16 protein-coding genes are annotated in these 14018 nt (G+C 45.0%); 7 read left to right on the forward strand and 9 right to left on the reverse strand.

All coding sequences use genetic code 11. The features are described from left to right. Positions 1 to 4: 4 nt before the first annotated feature. From ACZIX4_RS09115 to ACZIX4_RS09145, 7 genes are all read right to left on the reverse strand, one after another. Positions 5 to 1591, reverse strand: a complete 1587-nt coding sequence (locus ACZIX4_RS09115) for a hypothetical protein (RefSeq protein ID WP_463335319.1) — start codon at positions 1589 to 1591, stop codon at positions 5 to 7. A 12-nt stretch (positions 1592 to 1603) separates the two neighbouring features. Then, positions 1604 to 2758, reverse strand: a complete 1155-nt coding sequence (locus tag ACZIX4_RS09120; protein WP_463335320.1) for an ABC transporter ATP-binding protein — start codon at positions 2756 to 2758, stop codon at positions 1604 to 1606. A gap of 86 nt (positions 2759 to 2844) precedes the next feature. Next, positions 2845 to 3186 (reverse strand): hypothetical protein, encoded by a 342-nt coding sequence (locus ACZIX4_RS09125; RefSeq protein ID WP_463335321.1) that lies wholly within the window; start codon positions 3184 to 3186, stop codon positions 2845 to 2847. Positions 3187 to 3539: 353 nt separating this feature from the next. After that, positions 3540 to 4568, reverse strand: coding sequence for a M28 family metallopeptidase (locus ACZIX4_RS09130; protein ID WP_463335322.1), 1029 nt, complete (start codon positions 4566 to 4568; stop codon positions 3540 to 3542). 8 nt (positions 4569 to 4576) lie between these two features. Beyond that, complete coding sequence (locus tag ACZIX4_RS09135; protein ID WP_463335323.1) at positions 4577 to 5557, reverse strand: DUF3667 domain-containing protein; 981 nt, start codon at positions 5555 to 5557, stop codon at positions 4577 to 4579. Positions 5558 to 5658: 101 nt separating this feature from the next. After that, on the reverse strand, positions 5659 to 6525 hold the full coding sequence (locus tag ACZIX4_RS09140; RefSeq protein ID WP_463335324.1) for a dienelactone hydrolase family protein: 867 nt from the start codon (positions 6523 to 6525) through the stop codon (positions 5659 to 5661). A gap of 105 nt (positions 6526 to 6630) precedes the next feature. Next, positions 6631 to 7179, reverse strand: coding sequence for a type 1 glutamine amidotransferase domain-containing protein (locus ACZIX4_RS09145; protein WP_463335325.1), 549 nt, complete (start codon positions 7177 to 7179; stop codon positions 6631 to 6633). A gap of 148 nt (positions 7180 to 7327) precedes the next feature. Between ACZIX4_RS09145 and ACZIX4_RS09150 the strand changes: the two genes are divergently transcribed. Further along, positions 7328 to 8020, forward strand: a complete 693-nt coding sequence (locus ACZIX4_RS09150; RefSeq protein WP_463335326.1) for a DUF421 domain-containing protein — start codon at positions 7328 to 7330, stop codon at positions 8018 to 8020. 108 nt (positions 8021 to 8128) lie between these two features. Here ACZIX4_RS09150 and ACZIX4_RS09155 read toward each other — a convergent pair whose 3' ends face one another. Continuing rightward, positions 8129 to 9385, reverse strand: coding sequence for a hypothetical protein (locus ACZIX4_RS09155; protein WP_463335327.1), 1257 nt, complete (start codon positions 9383 to 9385; stop codon positions 8129 to 8131). A gap of 151 nt (positions 9386 to 9536) precedes the next feature. Between ACZIX4_RS09155 and ACZIX4_RS09160 the strand changes: the two genes are divergently transcribed. The 6 genes from ACZIX4_RS09160 (at position 9537) to ACZIX4_RS09185 (ending at position 13041) form a co-directional block, all read left to right on the forward strand. After that, positions 9537 to 10028, forward strand: coding sequence for an N-acetyltransferase family protein (locus tag ACZIX4_RS09160; RefSeq protein ID WP_463335328.1), 492 nt, complete (start codon positions 9537 to 9539; stop codon positions 10026 to 10028). Positions 10029 to 10101: 73 nt separating this feature from the next. Then, positions 10102 to 10425: an ArsR/SmtB family transcription factor gene (locus ACZIX4_RS09165; RefSeq protein ID WP_463335329.1), complete on the forward strand. Its 324-nt coding sequence runs from the start codon at positions 10102 to 10104 to the stop codon at positions 10423 to 10425. A gap of 5 nt (positions 10426 to 10430) precedes the next feature. Then, a complete protein-coding gene (locus ACZIX4_RS09170) occupies positions 10431 to 10853 on the forward strand; it encodes an SRPBCC family protein (protein WP_463335330.1) in 423 nt (140 codons plus the stop codon). A gap of 120 nt (positions 10854 to 10973) precedes the next feature. Next, positions 10974 to 11345: a SpoIIAA family protein gene (locus ACZIX4_RS09175; protein WP_463335331.1), complete on the forward strand. Its 372-nt coding sequence runs from the start codon at positions 10974 to 10976 to the stop codon at positions 11343 to 11345. Between the two features lie 18 nt (positions 11346 to 11363). Further along, positions 11364 to 11894 carry a pyridoxamine 5'-phosphate oxidase family protein gene (locus tag ACZIX4_RS09180; protein WP_463335332.1) on the forward strand — a complete coding sequence of 177 codons (531 nt, stop codon included), beginning with the start codon at positions 11364 to 11366 and terminating at the stop codon, positions 11892 to 11894. Between the two features lie 88 nt (positions 11895 to 11982). Continuing rightward, positions 11983 to 13041: an FUSC family protein gene (locus ACZIX4_RS09185; protein ID WP_463335333.1), complete on the forward strand. Its 1059-nt coding sequence runs from the start codon at positions 11983 to 11985 to the stop codon at positions 13039 to 13041. On the opposite strand, the gene ACZIX4_RS09190 is transcribed toward ACZIX4_RS09185, so the two are convergent. Continuing rightward, complete coding sequence (locus ACZIX4_RS09190) at positions 13031 to 13993, reverse strand: YihY/virulence factor BrkB family protein (RefSeq protein ID WP_463335334.1); 963 nt, start codon at positions 13991 to 13993, stop codon at positions 13031 to 13033. The two genes, ACZIX4_RS09185 and ACZIX4_RS09190, sit on opposite strands and share 11 nt — an antisense overlap. Positions 13994 to 14018 lie beyond the last annotated feature (25 nt).

Below are 14018 nucleotides of genomic sequence, written 5' to 3' on the forward strand. Positions count from 1 at the left end.
TAATTTACCCTTCGGCTATGCCACGCCATTTTTTTATACTGCCGGTTACAAAATACATCATTACCATATAGGCAACAAGGCAGGCTCCGGAAACGGCGAGTACATTATCTTCAATGAAATCTTCAAATTGCCGTTCCCTATAGTCTACACTAATGTCTTCATACAGGTTAATAACCAGTATTATGCCCGGCAATACCCACGGCAGCAGCCATAAGGCAGCATTTAGGGCTATGGCCTTAAACCTTTTGTTTCCTGCACCTACAGAGGTAAAGTTGAGAACCAGGGCAACTTCCAGCAGTATCCAGAACATTAAAAAGGTAATGCCGGTAGTTTTACCGCGCATCATGCCCAGCTCGCTTACCAGCGCCATGGTTATAGTAGAAATTATGGCTACTATGGCGAGGCCTATCAGTGCTATAACCCAACTGTTTACTGAGGTTACCCTGAATGAAAATATAAGCGATGCCAGTGTTACGGCAAAGAATGTTAACCCTGCCCAGCCTATCCAGTAGGCTTCATCAAAATTATAGGCATACGATATTTTTTCGTAGGCATCCCTCATTTTGTGGATAGGTACGTACTTTTTAGGGTAAACATAGGGTAGGCCCTGCTCAAATTTTACCTCGTTTGTAACCAGGTCTATTTTGGTGCTGTCATATCTGTTGATAATAAGTATTGAATCACCCATTTTTACAGACCTGATATCTTCGGCTAATATTTGATCGTCATTATAACCGTACCGGCTATAGCGGTAATCATAGTTGCTGTTATATTCATCATATGCGTTAAAGGCGGTATACCTGTCCCTTTCATTAATATAATCGAACTCAGTAAACTCGGTTGGGTTATAGGTTAGGCCAAGCCACTCCTGCGGGGTGACAGACATTTTCATATTGTGTGCCTTTACAATTTTCTCCATTTCCTGCATCATCCACAGCACACTGTCTTTCCGGTTTTCGTGAAGCCAAAGCTTTACGCGGTGGCTTATGATAGAATCCCTTTTATTATCATAATGCGGGAAACTTTGTATGCGCCTGTTCATAAGGGAAAAATAATTGTATTTTTTCCCGAAGTACGTTACCATATCGCCGTCAGATGCTATAGAGTCAGAATATCCATAACTATAATTGCCGTCACCGGTAAAAATTTCGGACATGGCAATGATTTCCGTACGGTGCTCAAATTCTTCGTGGCTCATATAACCCTTCAGGCGTGTGTTGGTACCGGTTACATAGCTTAAAAAATAGGTGCAGTTTACCATGCAGATGATTACTATAAGCAGCCATTCTTTGTACAAATCATTTTTACCCAGCGGGTAGAAACTCTTGGTCCTGTTGTTGCGGAAGTAAAACACCAGCCAGGCAATGAGTATGAGTACCGCCATAATGGTAGAAACAAATACTATTGTACCCAGTATTTCGTCGTCCAGGTATTTGTTCCTGCCTGAATTGAAATCGATGCTACCCACGGAGTAGCCCGATAAAAACACCAGCAGGTGTACTATAACAGATGCCAGTATTACCGGCACTATGCGGGTATTCCACAGCAGTGGATATTTTAAAAGCAGTTGTTGTTGAATCTTATTTAGCATGGCGGTTGGTTTTTATGATACGAAGAAACGGCGTGTAGAATTACTGATGTCCCTGAAATAGGATAGGGGAATGTTTTGCGCAGTTACGGTGCTAAGGAATTCATTTACCGTAGCCTTATCAGTAAAGGTAGCTACATAAGTACCGCCGTTAAACTGCAGGTTTACAGGGCCAAGTGCACCCAGCTTTTCGTGTAGTACACCCTGTGTCCATTCGCTTTCAAATTCTATAACCAGTGGCAGGGTTTCTTCTGCGGCATCTTCGTGGGTATTTTTCAGGTTTTTCTGTACGCCCTGTTTCAGGAAAATCACCTGGTCTGATGTTTTCTCTACCTCATAAAGCTGCTGCGAACTCAGCACGATGCCCAGCGGCCTGAACGGCGATTTTGCTATGAACCTGAAATCTTCAAGCACCGTTTGTTGTGCTATGATGTCAAGGTTGGCCAACGGTTCGTCTATAAGCAATATTTTAGGTTTCCTGAGGAGCATGCGCACCAGCTCAAAACGCATTTTGTAGCCCGATGACAGGTCTTTCCAGCGGTGGTTACGGAATTTCCTCAGCCCCATGCGGGCTATAAGCAGTTCAGTAACCAGTACGCTTTCTTCAGGTGCGTAGCCATGGCAGGTAGCCGCAAACAGCAGGTTTTCCAGTACAGGGCCGTACCAGGTTTGGGTGCGTTGGGGTATGTATATCAGCTTCGACCTCAGGTCATACAGGTCGTTATGCGGAAAGCTGTATTGCAGCAGCCCGGCATCGGGTTCCAGTTCGCCGCACAGTACGCGCAGCAGGGTGGTTTTACCGTTACCGTTTTCGCCCACAAGGCCTATGATGTCGCCATAGTTTAGCGACAGGTTTACCGGCCCCAGGCTGAATGCCGAGCGCGAATATTGCTTACGCAAATCGCGCCCTTCGGCTATTTTTCCCGGTGGGTGTATGGGCTTGGCATGCAGTTCCGCATATAGCTTTTGCAGTAAAGTTTCAGCACGCTGTTTTATTTCCTGTGGGGCAGGGTTGGTATCCAGCCAGTTAAGCAGGGTTGTAGTTTCTTTATAAAAAGCTGTTTTCTCGGTATCAAGGGTAAAGTCTATTATCCTTTTTACCACAAGCGAAAAGTCATCAAAACGAAGCAATTCGGTTACTTCGTCATATTGCGATTGGAAGGTGCTCATAAAAGGTCAGCGGTTAATTACCAAATGTAAGTAATGTACCGTTATAAAACAAGTCCCAGCAATAGTACTGTGCCGCTGTAAGCCAACTAAGTAACCGCTATAAGCCTGTAGTTGTTTTCGGTGTGTACCAGTTCGGTATTGCACGGGTTTTTAAGCCACCTGTATATTTTCCGCAAAAAAACCGCATTGTATACCAGGTCGCAGCTTGTAGCCTGTACCTGTAGTATAATGTAGGTGGTAAAACGCTTTAGTGTGCTGGCGTGGGCGCGCAGGTCTTCAGATACGCCCGTGTCATTCCTCATACAAACAATATTGGCCTTGCCTGTTATTAATGCCTGTGCAGCGGTATCGCATATTTTTGCGGTATCCTCATCAGGTATATGGCCTTGCTCATCTTCTAACTGCAATAACAAAAAATAAGGTTCCATAACTGATTTGATTTTTTGAATAAGTTTTTGAATGAAAATAACATACCCGCGCCATGGCACATTACCTTCCTTAATCACGTTTTGTTGATATAAAATTAATAAATACATTACTTAAAAAAGTGTGAAAATTACGAATGTCACATTTTTGTAGTCTATTAAATTTGAATATCGAATAAATATTGATTGTGTAGTGAATAATATTTACTTAATAACTTAAAAATAGGGGAAATCCCGGTAGTAAAATTTGCCTGCGCTAAAACAGGAGAGTATATTAAGCTTTGACTCTAATAAATGGGGAGGCATGTTAAAATTAAAAATCCCCTGAAAGTACTGCACCTTCAGGGGATTTTGTTTTATTTTCCGTCTTTATCTACAACAGGGCGGTTATCGCGGTTTGCCAGTTCCCAGGCGGTTACAAAAGCAAGTTGCGCGCGTTTGGCCAGCAGGTCATATTCTATTTTCTCAACTTCATCGGTTGCCTTGTGGTAGTCGTCATGCACACCGTTAAAGTAGAAAATGATAGGGATGCCTTTCCTTGCAAAGTTGTAGTGGTCTGACCTGAAGTAGAACTGGTTAGGGTCGCTTCTTTCATTATACTTATAATCCAGTGCCAGGTGTGTATACTTTGCATTGGCAGCTTCGTTAATATTATGCAGGTCGGTACTCAGCCTGTCCGATCCTATCACGTATATATAGTTACCATTATCGGCATGCTCTTCATCCCTGCGGCCTATCATATCAATGTTCAGGTCGGCAATGGTGTTGGCAATGGGGAACAACGGGTTTTCGCTGTAGAAGCGCGAACCATGCAGCCCGTGCTCTTCACCCGTAACATGTAGGAACAATATAGAGCGCTTAGGCCCGTAACCCTGTTTCTTGGCTTCCATAAACGCCTGTGCTATTTCCAGTAGCGCCACCGTACCCGAACCGTCATCGTCGGCGCCGTTGTATACCTCGCCGTTTTTCATGCCCACGTGGTCGTAGTGTGCAGAGATAATCAGTACTTCTTCCGGCTTTTCGGTGCCTTCTATAAATGCCCATACGTTTTCAGAATCGGGCAGTTTATTCGGGCTGAATGACCTGGCCATAAATGCCGCCGGTACAGTCTGGTACCAGCCGCTGGCTGCTTTGGGGTACGAAATACCGTTTGCCTCATACTGGCTTATCAGGTACTTACCGGCTTTTTTCTGGCCTTCGCTGCCGGTATTACGGCCCTGCATAGAGTCGGCTGCTACTATGTACAGGTGTTTTTTAAGGTCTTGTGCCGTTATGGTATTCATGTACTGCTCTACCGGGGCAGCGGCGTAGTCTTTTTTTGTGTCTTTAACGGTGCTGCAAGCAAGCAGGAGGATTGAAAATCCTGTTATAAATAAATTCTTCATACGAAATATTAATGCATGGTAAAGATAATGTAAACCGAGGCTATTGCCATAACTACGGCGATACTTATTATATTAACGATAAAAAGGGAAAAAGATTTTAACCTTGAGATTGCTTTATGGCCGCCATACAGCCTGCTGTGTGCCCGGAAAAAATAAAAAACGGTATAGCAAAATATAGTTAAGGTCAGCAGTAGGGACAGGATACCACTAAGGTCTTCGCTTATATAGGTTGCCAGCCTGTAAGTAATTGTGCCAAAGCAGGTAAGTAACAGCAGTACAGAAAAATAATGCAGTGTAAATATGCCATGGTCAAAGAACAGCCAGCGTTTTTTGCTGTGGAACAGCCATAACCAAAAGGCAAAAATAGGCATATAAAGAAACAATACTTTAGGGAGCAGGTGGAACAAAGCCTCAACAAAACCGTCTGCAGGTATGTTACCATACTGCGCCTCCAGCATTTTTTTTGCAAATGTGTATTCAAAATCACTTATATGGTTGCCCGGTACTTGCCGTGCGGAATCAAGCTTTTTCAGGCTGGTTATTTCCTCACCGCTTTGAAGCTTAACGGGCTTATGGGAATGTTTGTCTGCTACATCATCTGAATTGATTTCAAAATCACCTTTCTGTTTTATACTGAACGATGTCTTGGGCAGGTAAGTGTTATCTATTTCTTTTTTCGGCATTATGCCTATCAGCAAAAAAGTAATAAAACTTACAAAAATATACAGCTTTACCGGTGGCACATACTTTTGCCTTTTACCTTCAAGATATTCTATAGTAAGCTTTGCAGGGCGGAAAATAAGGTACTTTATGGTTTTCCAAAAAGCACCGTCGTAGTGGGTAAGGTCTTCGGCAAAATGCCCCACAAGGTGGCCAAAGCTTTGCCGTGTCTCGGTATTTTTCTGCCCGCAGTGGGGGCAGTAGATTTCAGTTACCTGGTGCCCGCAGTTCTGGCATTCGGTATCATCCCTAAGTTTGTCGTGTGCCATGGTGTTTTTTTTGGTTTTTTTGATGCGGTTAAAGCTATTGAAAAAAATGAAGACCCGCAATAAGCGAGCCTTCTATAGTTTTATTATTTTAACGGAAAAATTTAATTTTCGTCGGTTTCTTTAGATTTTTCTTTTTCGGCAGCCTTGTTTAGCGCTGCTTTTTTCCTTTCGCCCTGCACAGGCTCTTTACCCGATTTTTCTTTGCCCTGCGTTATTTCCCTCATAAAATCAAGGAACACATTCCATGAGCGTTTGTCGGCCAGTGCATTATAAGCAGCGCCTTTGCTGTTGTCGTTACCGGCTTCTTTCTCTGTAAAGGCATGTACCGCACCGCTGTAGTATACCATTTGCCAATCGGCTTTGCCGTCTTTCATTTCTTTCATAAAACCTTCAACATCCTTAGCGGGAACATAAGGGTCATCTGCGCCGTGCAGTACCAGTACTTTTGGCTTTATTTCGCCGTTAGCCCTTGATGCATCTTTGCCCAGGCCACCGTGAAAGCTTACCACACCTTTTACATTAAGCCCCGCACGTGCAGCCTCAAGTGCGCCCGTACCGCCAAAGCAGTAGCCTATAACTACTATATTATCTTCATCGGCACCCGATGCAACCAGCTGTTCCAGTGCTGCCGAAATACGTTTTACATACTCCTTATAGTTCTTTTTATAATAGCCTGCTTTTTCGCCGGCCTCTTTAGTGTCTTTAGGGTAATTGCCTTCACCGTAAATATCGGCTACAAAGGCATAATAGCCGTCTTTGGCCAGTTTTGCGGCTACTTCTTTAGAGTGGTCGTTAATACCCATCCATGCAGGCAGTATCAGCACACCGGCTTTTTTCTTCTTAGGTTTTTCAGGTACCGCCGAAAAGCCGGTTAACTTTTGGCTTCCTTCGGTATAGCTTACAGGTTTAAGTTGGGCAAATGCAGTTACTGCCACAAGCAGTATGGGGAGCAGCATAAATTTCTTCATAATAAATGATTGTTTTAAGGTACGTAAATATAGCAAGAAAGCTTTTATGTGCAATACATAAAAGCTTCCCTTTGCTGAATGATGAATTAAGCTTTATTTCTGTTTTTAGCTGTGCTGCAGCTGGTGCCTGCCTTCGTTTATTTCTTCCACAAGCTTTTTATTAAAAGCAGGCAAATCCTGAGGGGTACGGCTGGTAACAAGGCCATTGTCTACCACTACCTCTTCATCGCTCCACTGTGCCCCGGCGTTTATTAGATCCTGGCTTATGGATTTAACCGAAGTCACTTTCCTGCCATCAACAACACCTGCGTTAATAAGTGTCCACGGGCCATGGCAAATGGCTGCTACAGGTTTCTTCTGGTCGAAGAAATCCTTTACAAACTTCAGTGCATCATCATTAGTCCTCAGCTTATCCGGGTTTATAACACCGCCGGGTAAAACCAGCGCATCATAGTCACTGGCCGATGCCTCAGCAAGGGTTTTGTCTACAGTATACTCTGCACCCCAGTTTTTATCTGCCCAAGAGGTAATGCTGCCGCTTTCGGGACTTATAATCTCGGCTGTCCAGCCTTGTTGCTCAATATACTCTTTTGGCGATTTCAGTTCGCTTTCCTCAAATCCGTGGGTTGCCAGTATGGCTACTTTCCTGCTCATAATTATTATGTTTTGGTTTTTAATCTGTTTGCAGTTATAAAGTTAGCTGTGGCACTTGGCCGGCAGGTATAAGGCCATATTAAAGTTGTGCTAATGTTTGTTAAGGATAAAACGCTGCATACTAACTTTATAAATAAATTCTGTATAAATGAAAAGTATATTCGAGTGGGACAGGCTGCTGTTTAACGATTTGCCCGTAACTTTCCTGGCAGAGGTAGCCTTCCGTACCGTTATAATGTTCCTTGTAGTGCTGCTTACACTGAAGCTTACAGGCAAGCGGGGTGTAAAGCAACTGTCGGTGTTTGAGGTGGTGATTATAATTTCGCTTGGCTCGGCGGCGGGCGACCCTATGTTTTATGAAGATGTAGGCCTTATACCGGCCATTACGGTTTTTGCCATTATATTAATGATGTACCGCTGTGTTACCTGGCTGTTGGCCAAAAGCAAATGGTTTGAAAATTTTATGGAGGGCAGTGCGCAATGCATTATAGAAGACGGGCAGTTTTCTATAAAGAGCTTTGAGCGCGAAGACCTGGCACAAGATGAGTTTTTTGCCGAACTCCGCCTGAAATCCATAGAGCATTTAGGGCAGGTGCGTAATGCCTATGTGGAAACTAACGGCGCCATAAGCGTGTTCTTTTATGAAGAAAAGGATATAAAATACGGGCTGCCCATACGCCCGCAGCTTTTTGCGCTGAAAAATACCGTGATACCGAAATCGGGTATTTATGCCTGTACGTTTTGTGCCAATACACAAAAGCTGGAACCCACACAGGCCAACTGCACTGTATGCGGCCGTGCCGAATGGGTACTCGCCATAAACAGCAGGAGGGTGGTATAAAAAGGGTAGTGTAATATATAGGAGTGTATATAAAAAAGAACGGACAGCCCTCACATGCTGTCCGTCCCGGAAATTTATACTAACCCAAATTTATGTAAGAAAAAATAATTATCCTCTCGAACGGCCTCCGCCACCGTTACCTCCTCCACCTCTTGATGGGGCCGGGGCACTTTGCCTTGGCATAGACGGTGCATTGCTGCGTGTGGTTGGCGAGCTATTACCCCTGGATGCCGGTGGTGCACTACTGCGAACCGTGTTGTTATTGTTACCTCTTGAAGGGGCATCGTACCCACGCGATGGTGTGCTGTAGTTCCTTGCCGGGGTGTTGTTATCATCGTTACCACGGCTGCGTACCACATTATTGTTGTTTCGCGTACCGAAGTTGTTGTTATTATTCCTTGTAGAAAAATCGTTGCTGCGTGTAGCAGGCTGGTCGTTATCGCGGCCGCCCTGGTACTGTACGGTATTGTTACGGCTGTTGCCACCCTGGTTTACTGCCCTTGTACCGTTTTGCCTGCCGCTGCTAAAGCTGTTTGTAGTGCTGCGGCTGCCGGTAGCCATATCCCCACGTGAACCTGTATTGCTGTTAAGGGTGCGGGCACCGCGTACAGGGGTACCGTTAGCACGGCTTTGCTCCAGGTCATAGTGGTTGCGGGCGTTGTTATTGCGTGTTGCAAATGAGTTGCCAGGGTGCTGCCTTTCGTAGGCATTGCTGCGCCTTGGTGCGTACATAGATGCTGCACGGCTGCTGCGCCTGCTGTTTGAATAGGTATAGCTGTTGCGGGTGTTTATATGTACATGCACATGGTTACGGTACCTGTATACCGGGCATGGCGCCCAGTAAGAATAATAACTAGGGTAGTAACCCCAGTACCAAGGCGAATAGTACGGCCTGTAGGAACTCATCCAAAACAATCCGAACAATGCAGGCCTTGCTACATATACGGGCTCATAAATATAGCTTGGGCCGTAAATGTAAGGGTCGCCCACTACCTGAACCGATACGTTGTTATAGCGGTCGCGTTCTACTTCTATAGTGGCCACGTCCTGGTACGTGTCTACGCCCAAAACGGACTGTAGTACTATAACGTGGGTGTTGCTTTGCGAAAGTTCTACTACCCTAAGGTAGTCTACACGGCCATCGCCGTTAAGGTCAAGGTTAGATATTTGGATATCAGGGTCGTTCAGCCTGCGTTCAAAATCTTCCAGGTCAGCCGAATCACCAAAAATTGAGGCTACGGCCTGCAAATCAAGGTTATCGCTTATATCACTGTTGTTGGCCCTCACTGTGGTAACGTTCTGTGCCGTAAGGCTGCTGACCGACAGGAAAAGGATTAAAACAGTATTTATAAAATTAGTTTTCATGATCAGGGTAAAGTTGTTAATGCTGCTGTGTAAACTTTTTATTTTAGGTTGATTTATACATTCCAATATCCGTGCCAAACAAAAATGTATACCTTTACAAAAGTAAATTATGCCCGAAAATACGGCATTTTTTTCAAATTAAACTTTCGTTATGCTGATAAGAAAAGCCTCTATAGAGGACTACGATACTATATACCACATAGCCGTAATAACCTGGCACGCCACCTACGGCAACATACTTACCACAGAACAAATGGATTATATGCTGGGCATAATGTACAGCCGCAGCGCCATACAAGAACAAATAGAGGTGCACAACCACTATTTCCTGCTTATTGAAGATAATGGTATTATTTTGGGCTTTGCATCGTACCAAACGGGTTACCAACAGGGTGTTTCCAAGCTCCATAAATTGTATGTATTGCCCGAGGCACACGGTAAAGGCGCGGGTAGGGCTTTGGTAACGGAAGTGGAAACATTAGTACGTGCAGTAGGTGATAAACACCTCATCCTTAATGTAAACCGATTTAACCCCGCCTACCATTTTTACCTGAAATCAGGTTTTGTAAACCTTGGCGAAGAAAATGTAGACATAGGCCACGGTTTCTTTATGGAAGACTACCGCATGCAAAAATCCCTGTAAATTTTTTCATAAACAGCATTGTGTAACCGTTCGGTTTCTTTATATTTGTAACCGAATGGTTACTTAATAATATATGAGAAGGGATGTTTACCAGGCCATAGCCGACCCAACACGCAGGGAAATCATAAACCTGCTGGCTATAAAGCAGCTGAACCTTAATGCGGTGGCCGATAACTTTGATGTGAGCCGCCCTGCTATATCAAAGCACATAAAAATACTTACCGAATGCGGCCTTGTGGTAATACACCAGCAGGGCAGGGAACGCTACTGCCGCGCCGACCTGGAAAAGCTCAGGGAAGTGGAGGAATGGATAGGCCACTTCCGTAAATTCTGGAACGGGAAGCTGGATGCCCTGGGCGATTTCCTGGAAAACGAACAACGTAATAATCAACAATAAACAATATGGAAACAAAAGCATTAGTTACAGAACGTGTGTACAATGCCCCTGTGCAAAGAGTATGGGAGGCCATTACCGACAACGAGAAGATGAAACAGTGGTATTTTCAGTTGGAGGAATTTAAACCCGAGGTTGGTTTTGTATTTAAGTTTACCGGCGGCAGCAAGGAACAGGAATACCTGCACATATGCGAAGTTACCGAAGTGGTACCGCAACAAAAGCTTACCCACAGCTGGACGTACGATGGCTACGAAGGCCAATCGTTTGTAACATGGGAACTGTTCCCGGAAGGCGATGGTACAAGGCTGGTGCTTACCCATACGGGACTGGAAACCTTCCCGGCGCTGAAAGATTTTGCAAGGGAATCATTCACCAAAGGGTGGACGTATATACTGGGCACTTCGCTTAAAGAATTTTTGGAAAAATAAACCTTAAACAGGGGCTTGGTATTTTATCATTTCGTTGGCTGTCAATTGTGAAGCCGGTAACATTTGTTGACCGGTATTAAGGGTAACTTTGAATCTGAATAACTTCAAAAACAAAATGTTATGATAACGCAGATTCAAAATGTACCCGATAATATGGTGGCTTTCCGTGCCGACGGGGAGGTAACCAAAGACGATTTTGAGGTAGTAAAAGAACAGGTGGCCGAGCTGGTAGACAACTACGGCAAACTGAATTATCTGTTGCTGCTCGATACTTCGGTTAAGGATTTTACAGCAGGCGCCTGGCTACAGGATGCATTGCTGGGCATAGAGAACATTACCAAATGGAACCGTGCTGCCATCATCACCGATTCGGAAGGTGTGCAGAAGTTTACCAGTGCCTTTAGCAAGGTAATGCCGGGTGAGTTCCGCGGGTTCCCTAAGGACGATTACCAGCATGCGGTAGACTGGGTATCAGAACGTACAGATGTTTAACCTTAAAATCTAAAAACCATGTCAAGTAACCGTAAAAAGTCAGATAACCATAAAGACTTATTCAGCAACGACGCCATTGCTAAGATTAAGGAAATGGCCGAGGATATAAAAATGTGCATGTTCTGTACCGAACTTTCTGTACGCCCTGTGCCGGTGCGCCCCATGAGCGTGCTGCAGGTAGACGACCAGGCCAATCTTTGGTTCCTGAGTTCTAAAAGCAGTAACAAGAACTTTGAGATAAACCACGATAACGAGGTGCAGCTCATCTTCTCTAAAAATGCCGATGCGCACTTTATGTCTGTGTTTGGCAAGGCGACCATTTATACCGACCGCAGCCATATAGAAGAGGTGTGGACCCCAATAGCCAAAACCTGGTTTGAGGAAGGTAAAAATGACCCCGAAGCCACGGTGATTAAGGTAGAACCGCTTGATGCCTACTACTGGGATACCAAGCACGGGAAAATGATTTCCATGATAAACTACGCACTGGGCGCCATAGTGGGCACCAGTATAGACGACAACAGCCTTGAAGGCCGCCTGAAAATATAGCGATTGATTCTCATACATACTCCAATTCACAAAACTCTCCGCAAGGGGAGTTTTTTCTTTGTGTATTGTGCCGTAATTTTGCAGCACTATGAAAGTTGTACAGGAATTCAGGGAGCTGTATGCCATAAAACCGCAGGTACGCAGCTGGCACATACCGTTTTTGGCCGCATTGTGTGTGGGGCTGCCACTGCTTGCAGGTTACCTGCTGGGCAATGTAAGGGCAGGGGCTACCGCAAGTATGGCGGGGCTGGTAATACTCTACCTGCCTGAGGCTTCCTTTACCCGGAGGATGATAACCCTTATGGCCTGTTCCTTCGGGCTTATTGTATCGTTTTTTGCGGGGCTGTTGTTCAGTTTTTCCGATTGGTCAGCCTGTGTGTTTTTAGGTTTGTATACCTTTTCGGTACACTGGGTTACACGCTACTTTAAGCTGAGGCCGCCGGGCAATTTCTTTTTCATAATGCTGGCAGCGGTAGGGCTTTGCATGCCTTTTGATGCTGCTGCAATACCTGTAAAGACGGGCTATGCCACTATGGGGTGCATCGGTGCCTGCCTATTGGCTTTCATTTACGGTTTTATGGTACGCACCAAAAATCCTCAGGCAGAGGAAACCATCATTTTAAAGAAAAATATTTTCAGCGGCACGGCAGAATCGGCCATATTCGGCATCACGTTAGGTATTTCGCTTGCTTTGGCAAAAATACTCCAACTCGAAAACCCGTATTGGGTACCTGTATCGTGCCTTGCGGTATTGCAGGGGGTATCGGCCAAACACATCTGGCAGCGCAGTTTGCAACGTATCATCGGTACATTTTTAGGCTTGGGGCTGGCGTATTTGTTACTGCTGCTAAAGCTGCCCGTATGGGGCATTTGCCTGGGCATCATGCTGATGCAGTTTGTGGTGGAAATGCTCATTACGCGCAACTATGGCCTTGCGGTAATCTTCATTACCGGCCTTACGCTTTTACTTGCCGAGTTTGGCAGTTCACTCTCGGGTAAACCCGCCGAACTGGTCGCCGCACGTTTTACCGATATTGTTTTGGGAAGTGTAGTAGGCGCTGTGGGCGGCTATTTTGTATACCACCGCAAAATAAAAGACAAAATGGAACGCCAGCTGCGCAAAACCCGCATCATCCTTAAACGTTAGGTGCAGGCGGTTGCGGTGTTGTAACATCAGCTTTTTCACGCTCTAATTCACGTTGTTCCACATATACGGCGTAGTCTGCCGGTTGTATGTGCCTGCCTTTGTATATGGCGTAGGTGCGTGTAAATTCGGCACCAAAATACAGTATTACGGCTGTATAGTAAATCCACAATAATATTACAATGATAGACCCGGCGGCACCATAAGGCGAACCCGCACCGGTTGTGGTAATGTACAAGCCTATAAGGTAACGCCCGAACAGGAACAAACAAGCCGTGAAGAAGGCTCCGGCACGTACATCGCGCCATTTAATTTTGGCATCGGGCAGTACCTTAAATATTACACCAAACAATACGGTTATTACCATAAAGCTTACTGCCACGTTCACTAAATTGAATATGATTATGGTGAAATCAGGCAGCCAGTGTTTCAGCAGGTCGTTCAGTGCTACTATGGCACCGTTTACAATCAGCGAAACAATCAGCAAAAATCCCAATCCTATAATGATGGACCCGCTACGCAGGCGGTCTTTAATCAATTTAAGCCAGCCTTTCTTCGGTTTGGCCTTTACTTTCCATATCATGTTTATGGAATCCTGTATTTCGCCAAAAACCGTAGTGGCACCCAATATAAGGGTTACGGCACCTATAACCAGCGACAGTGTAGTCTTGCCCGACAGCTCCAGGTTTTTAATTACCTGCTGTATTTGTGTGGCCGCCTGGTTGCCTATAAGGTCGTTCATCTGGTAAAACATACGGCCTTCTATGGCATCGCGCCCGAAAAAGGCACTCGCCACAGATATGATGAGCAGCAGCATTGGCGCTAATGAAAACAGGGTGTAGTAAGACAAAGAGGCGCTTAGCTTAAGCCCCTTGTCGGCCATAAAGCCCTTAAAAGTTTCTTTTAGTACGGTTGCACTGCTTTGCAGCGTCCTTTTAGTGAAAATGTTTTTCATAGCAGCTATACATTACTACATCAAA

Source organism: Flavobacterium niveum (assembly GCF_055231775.1).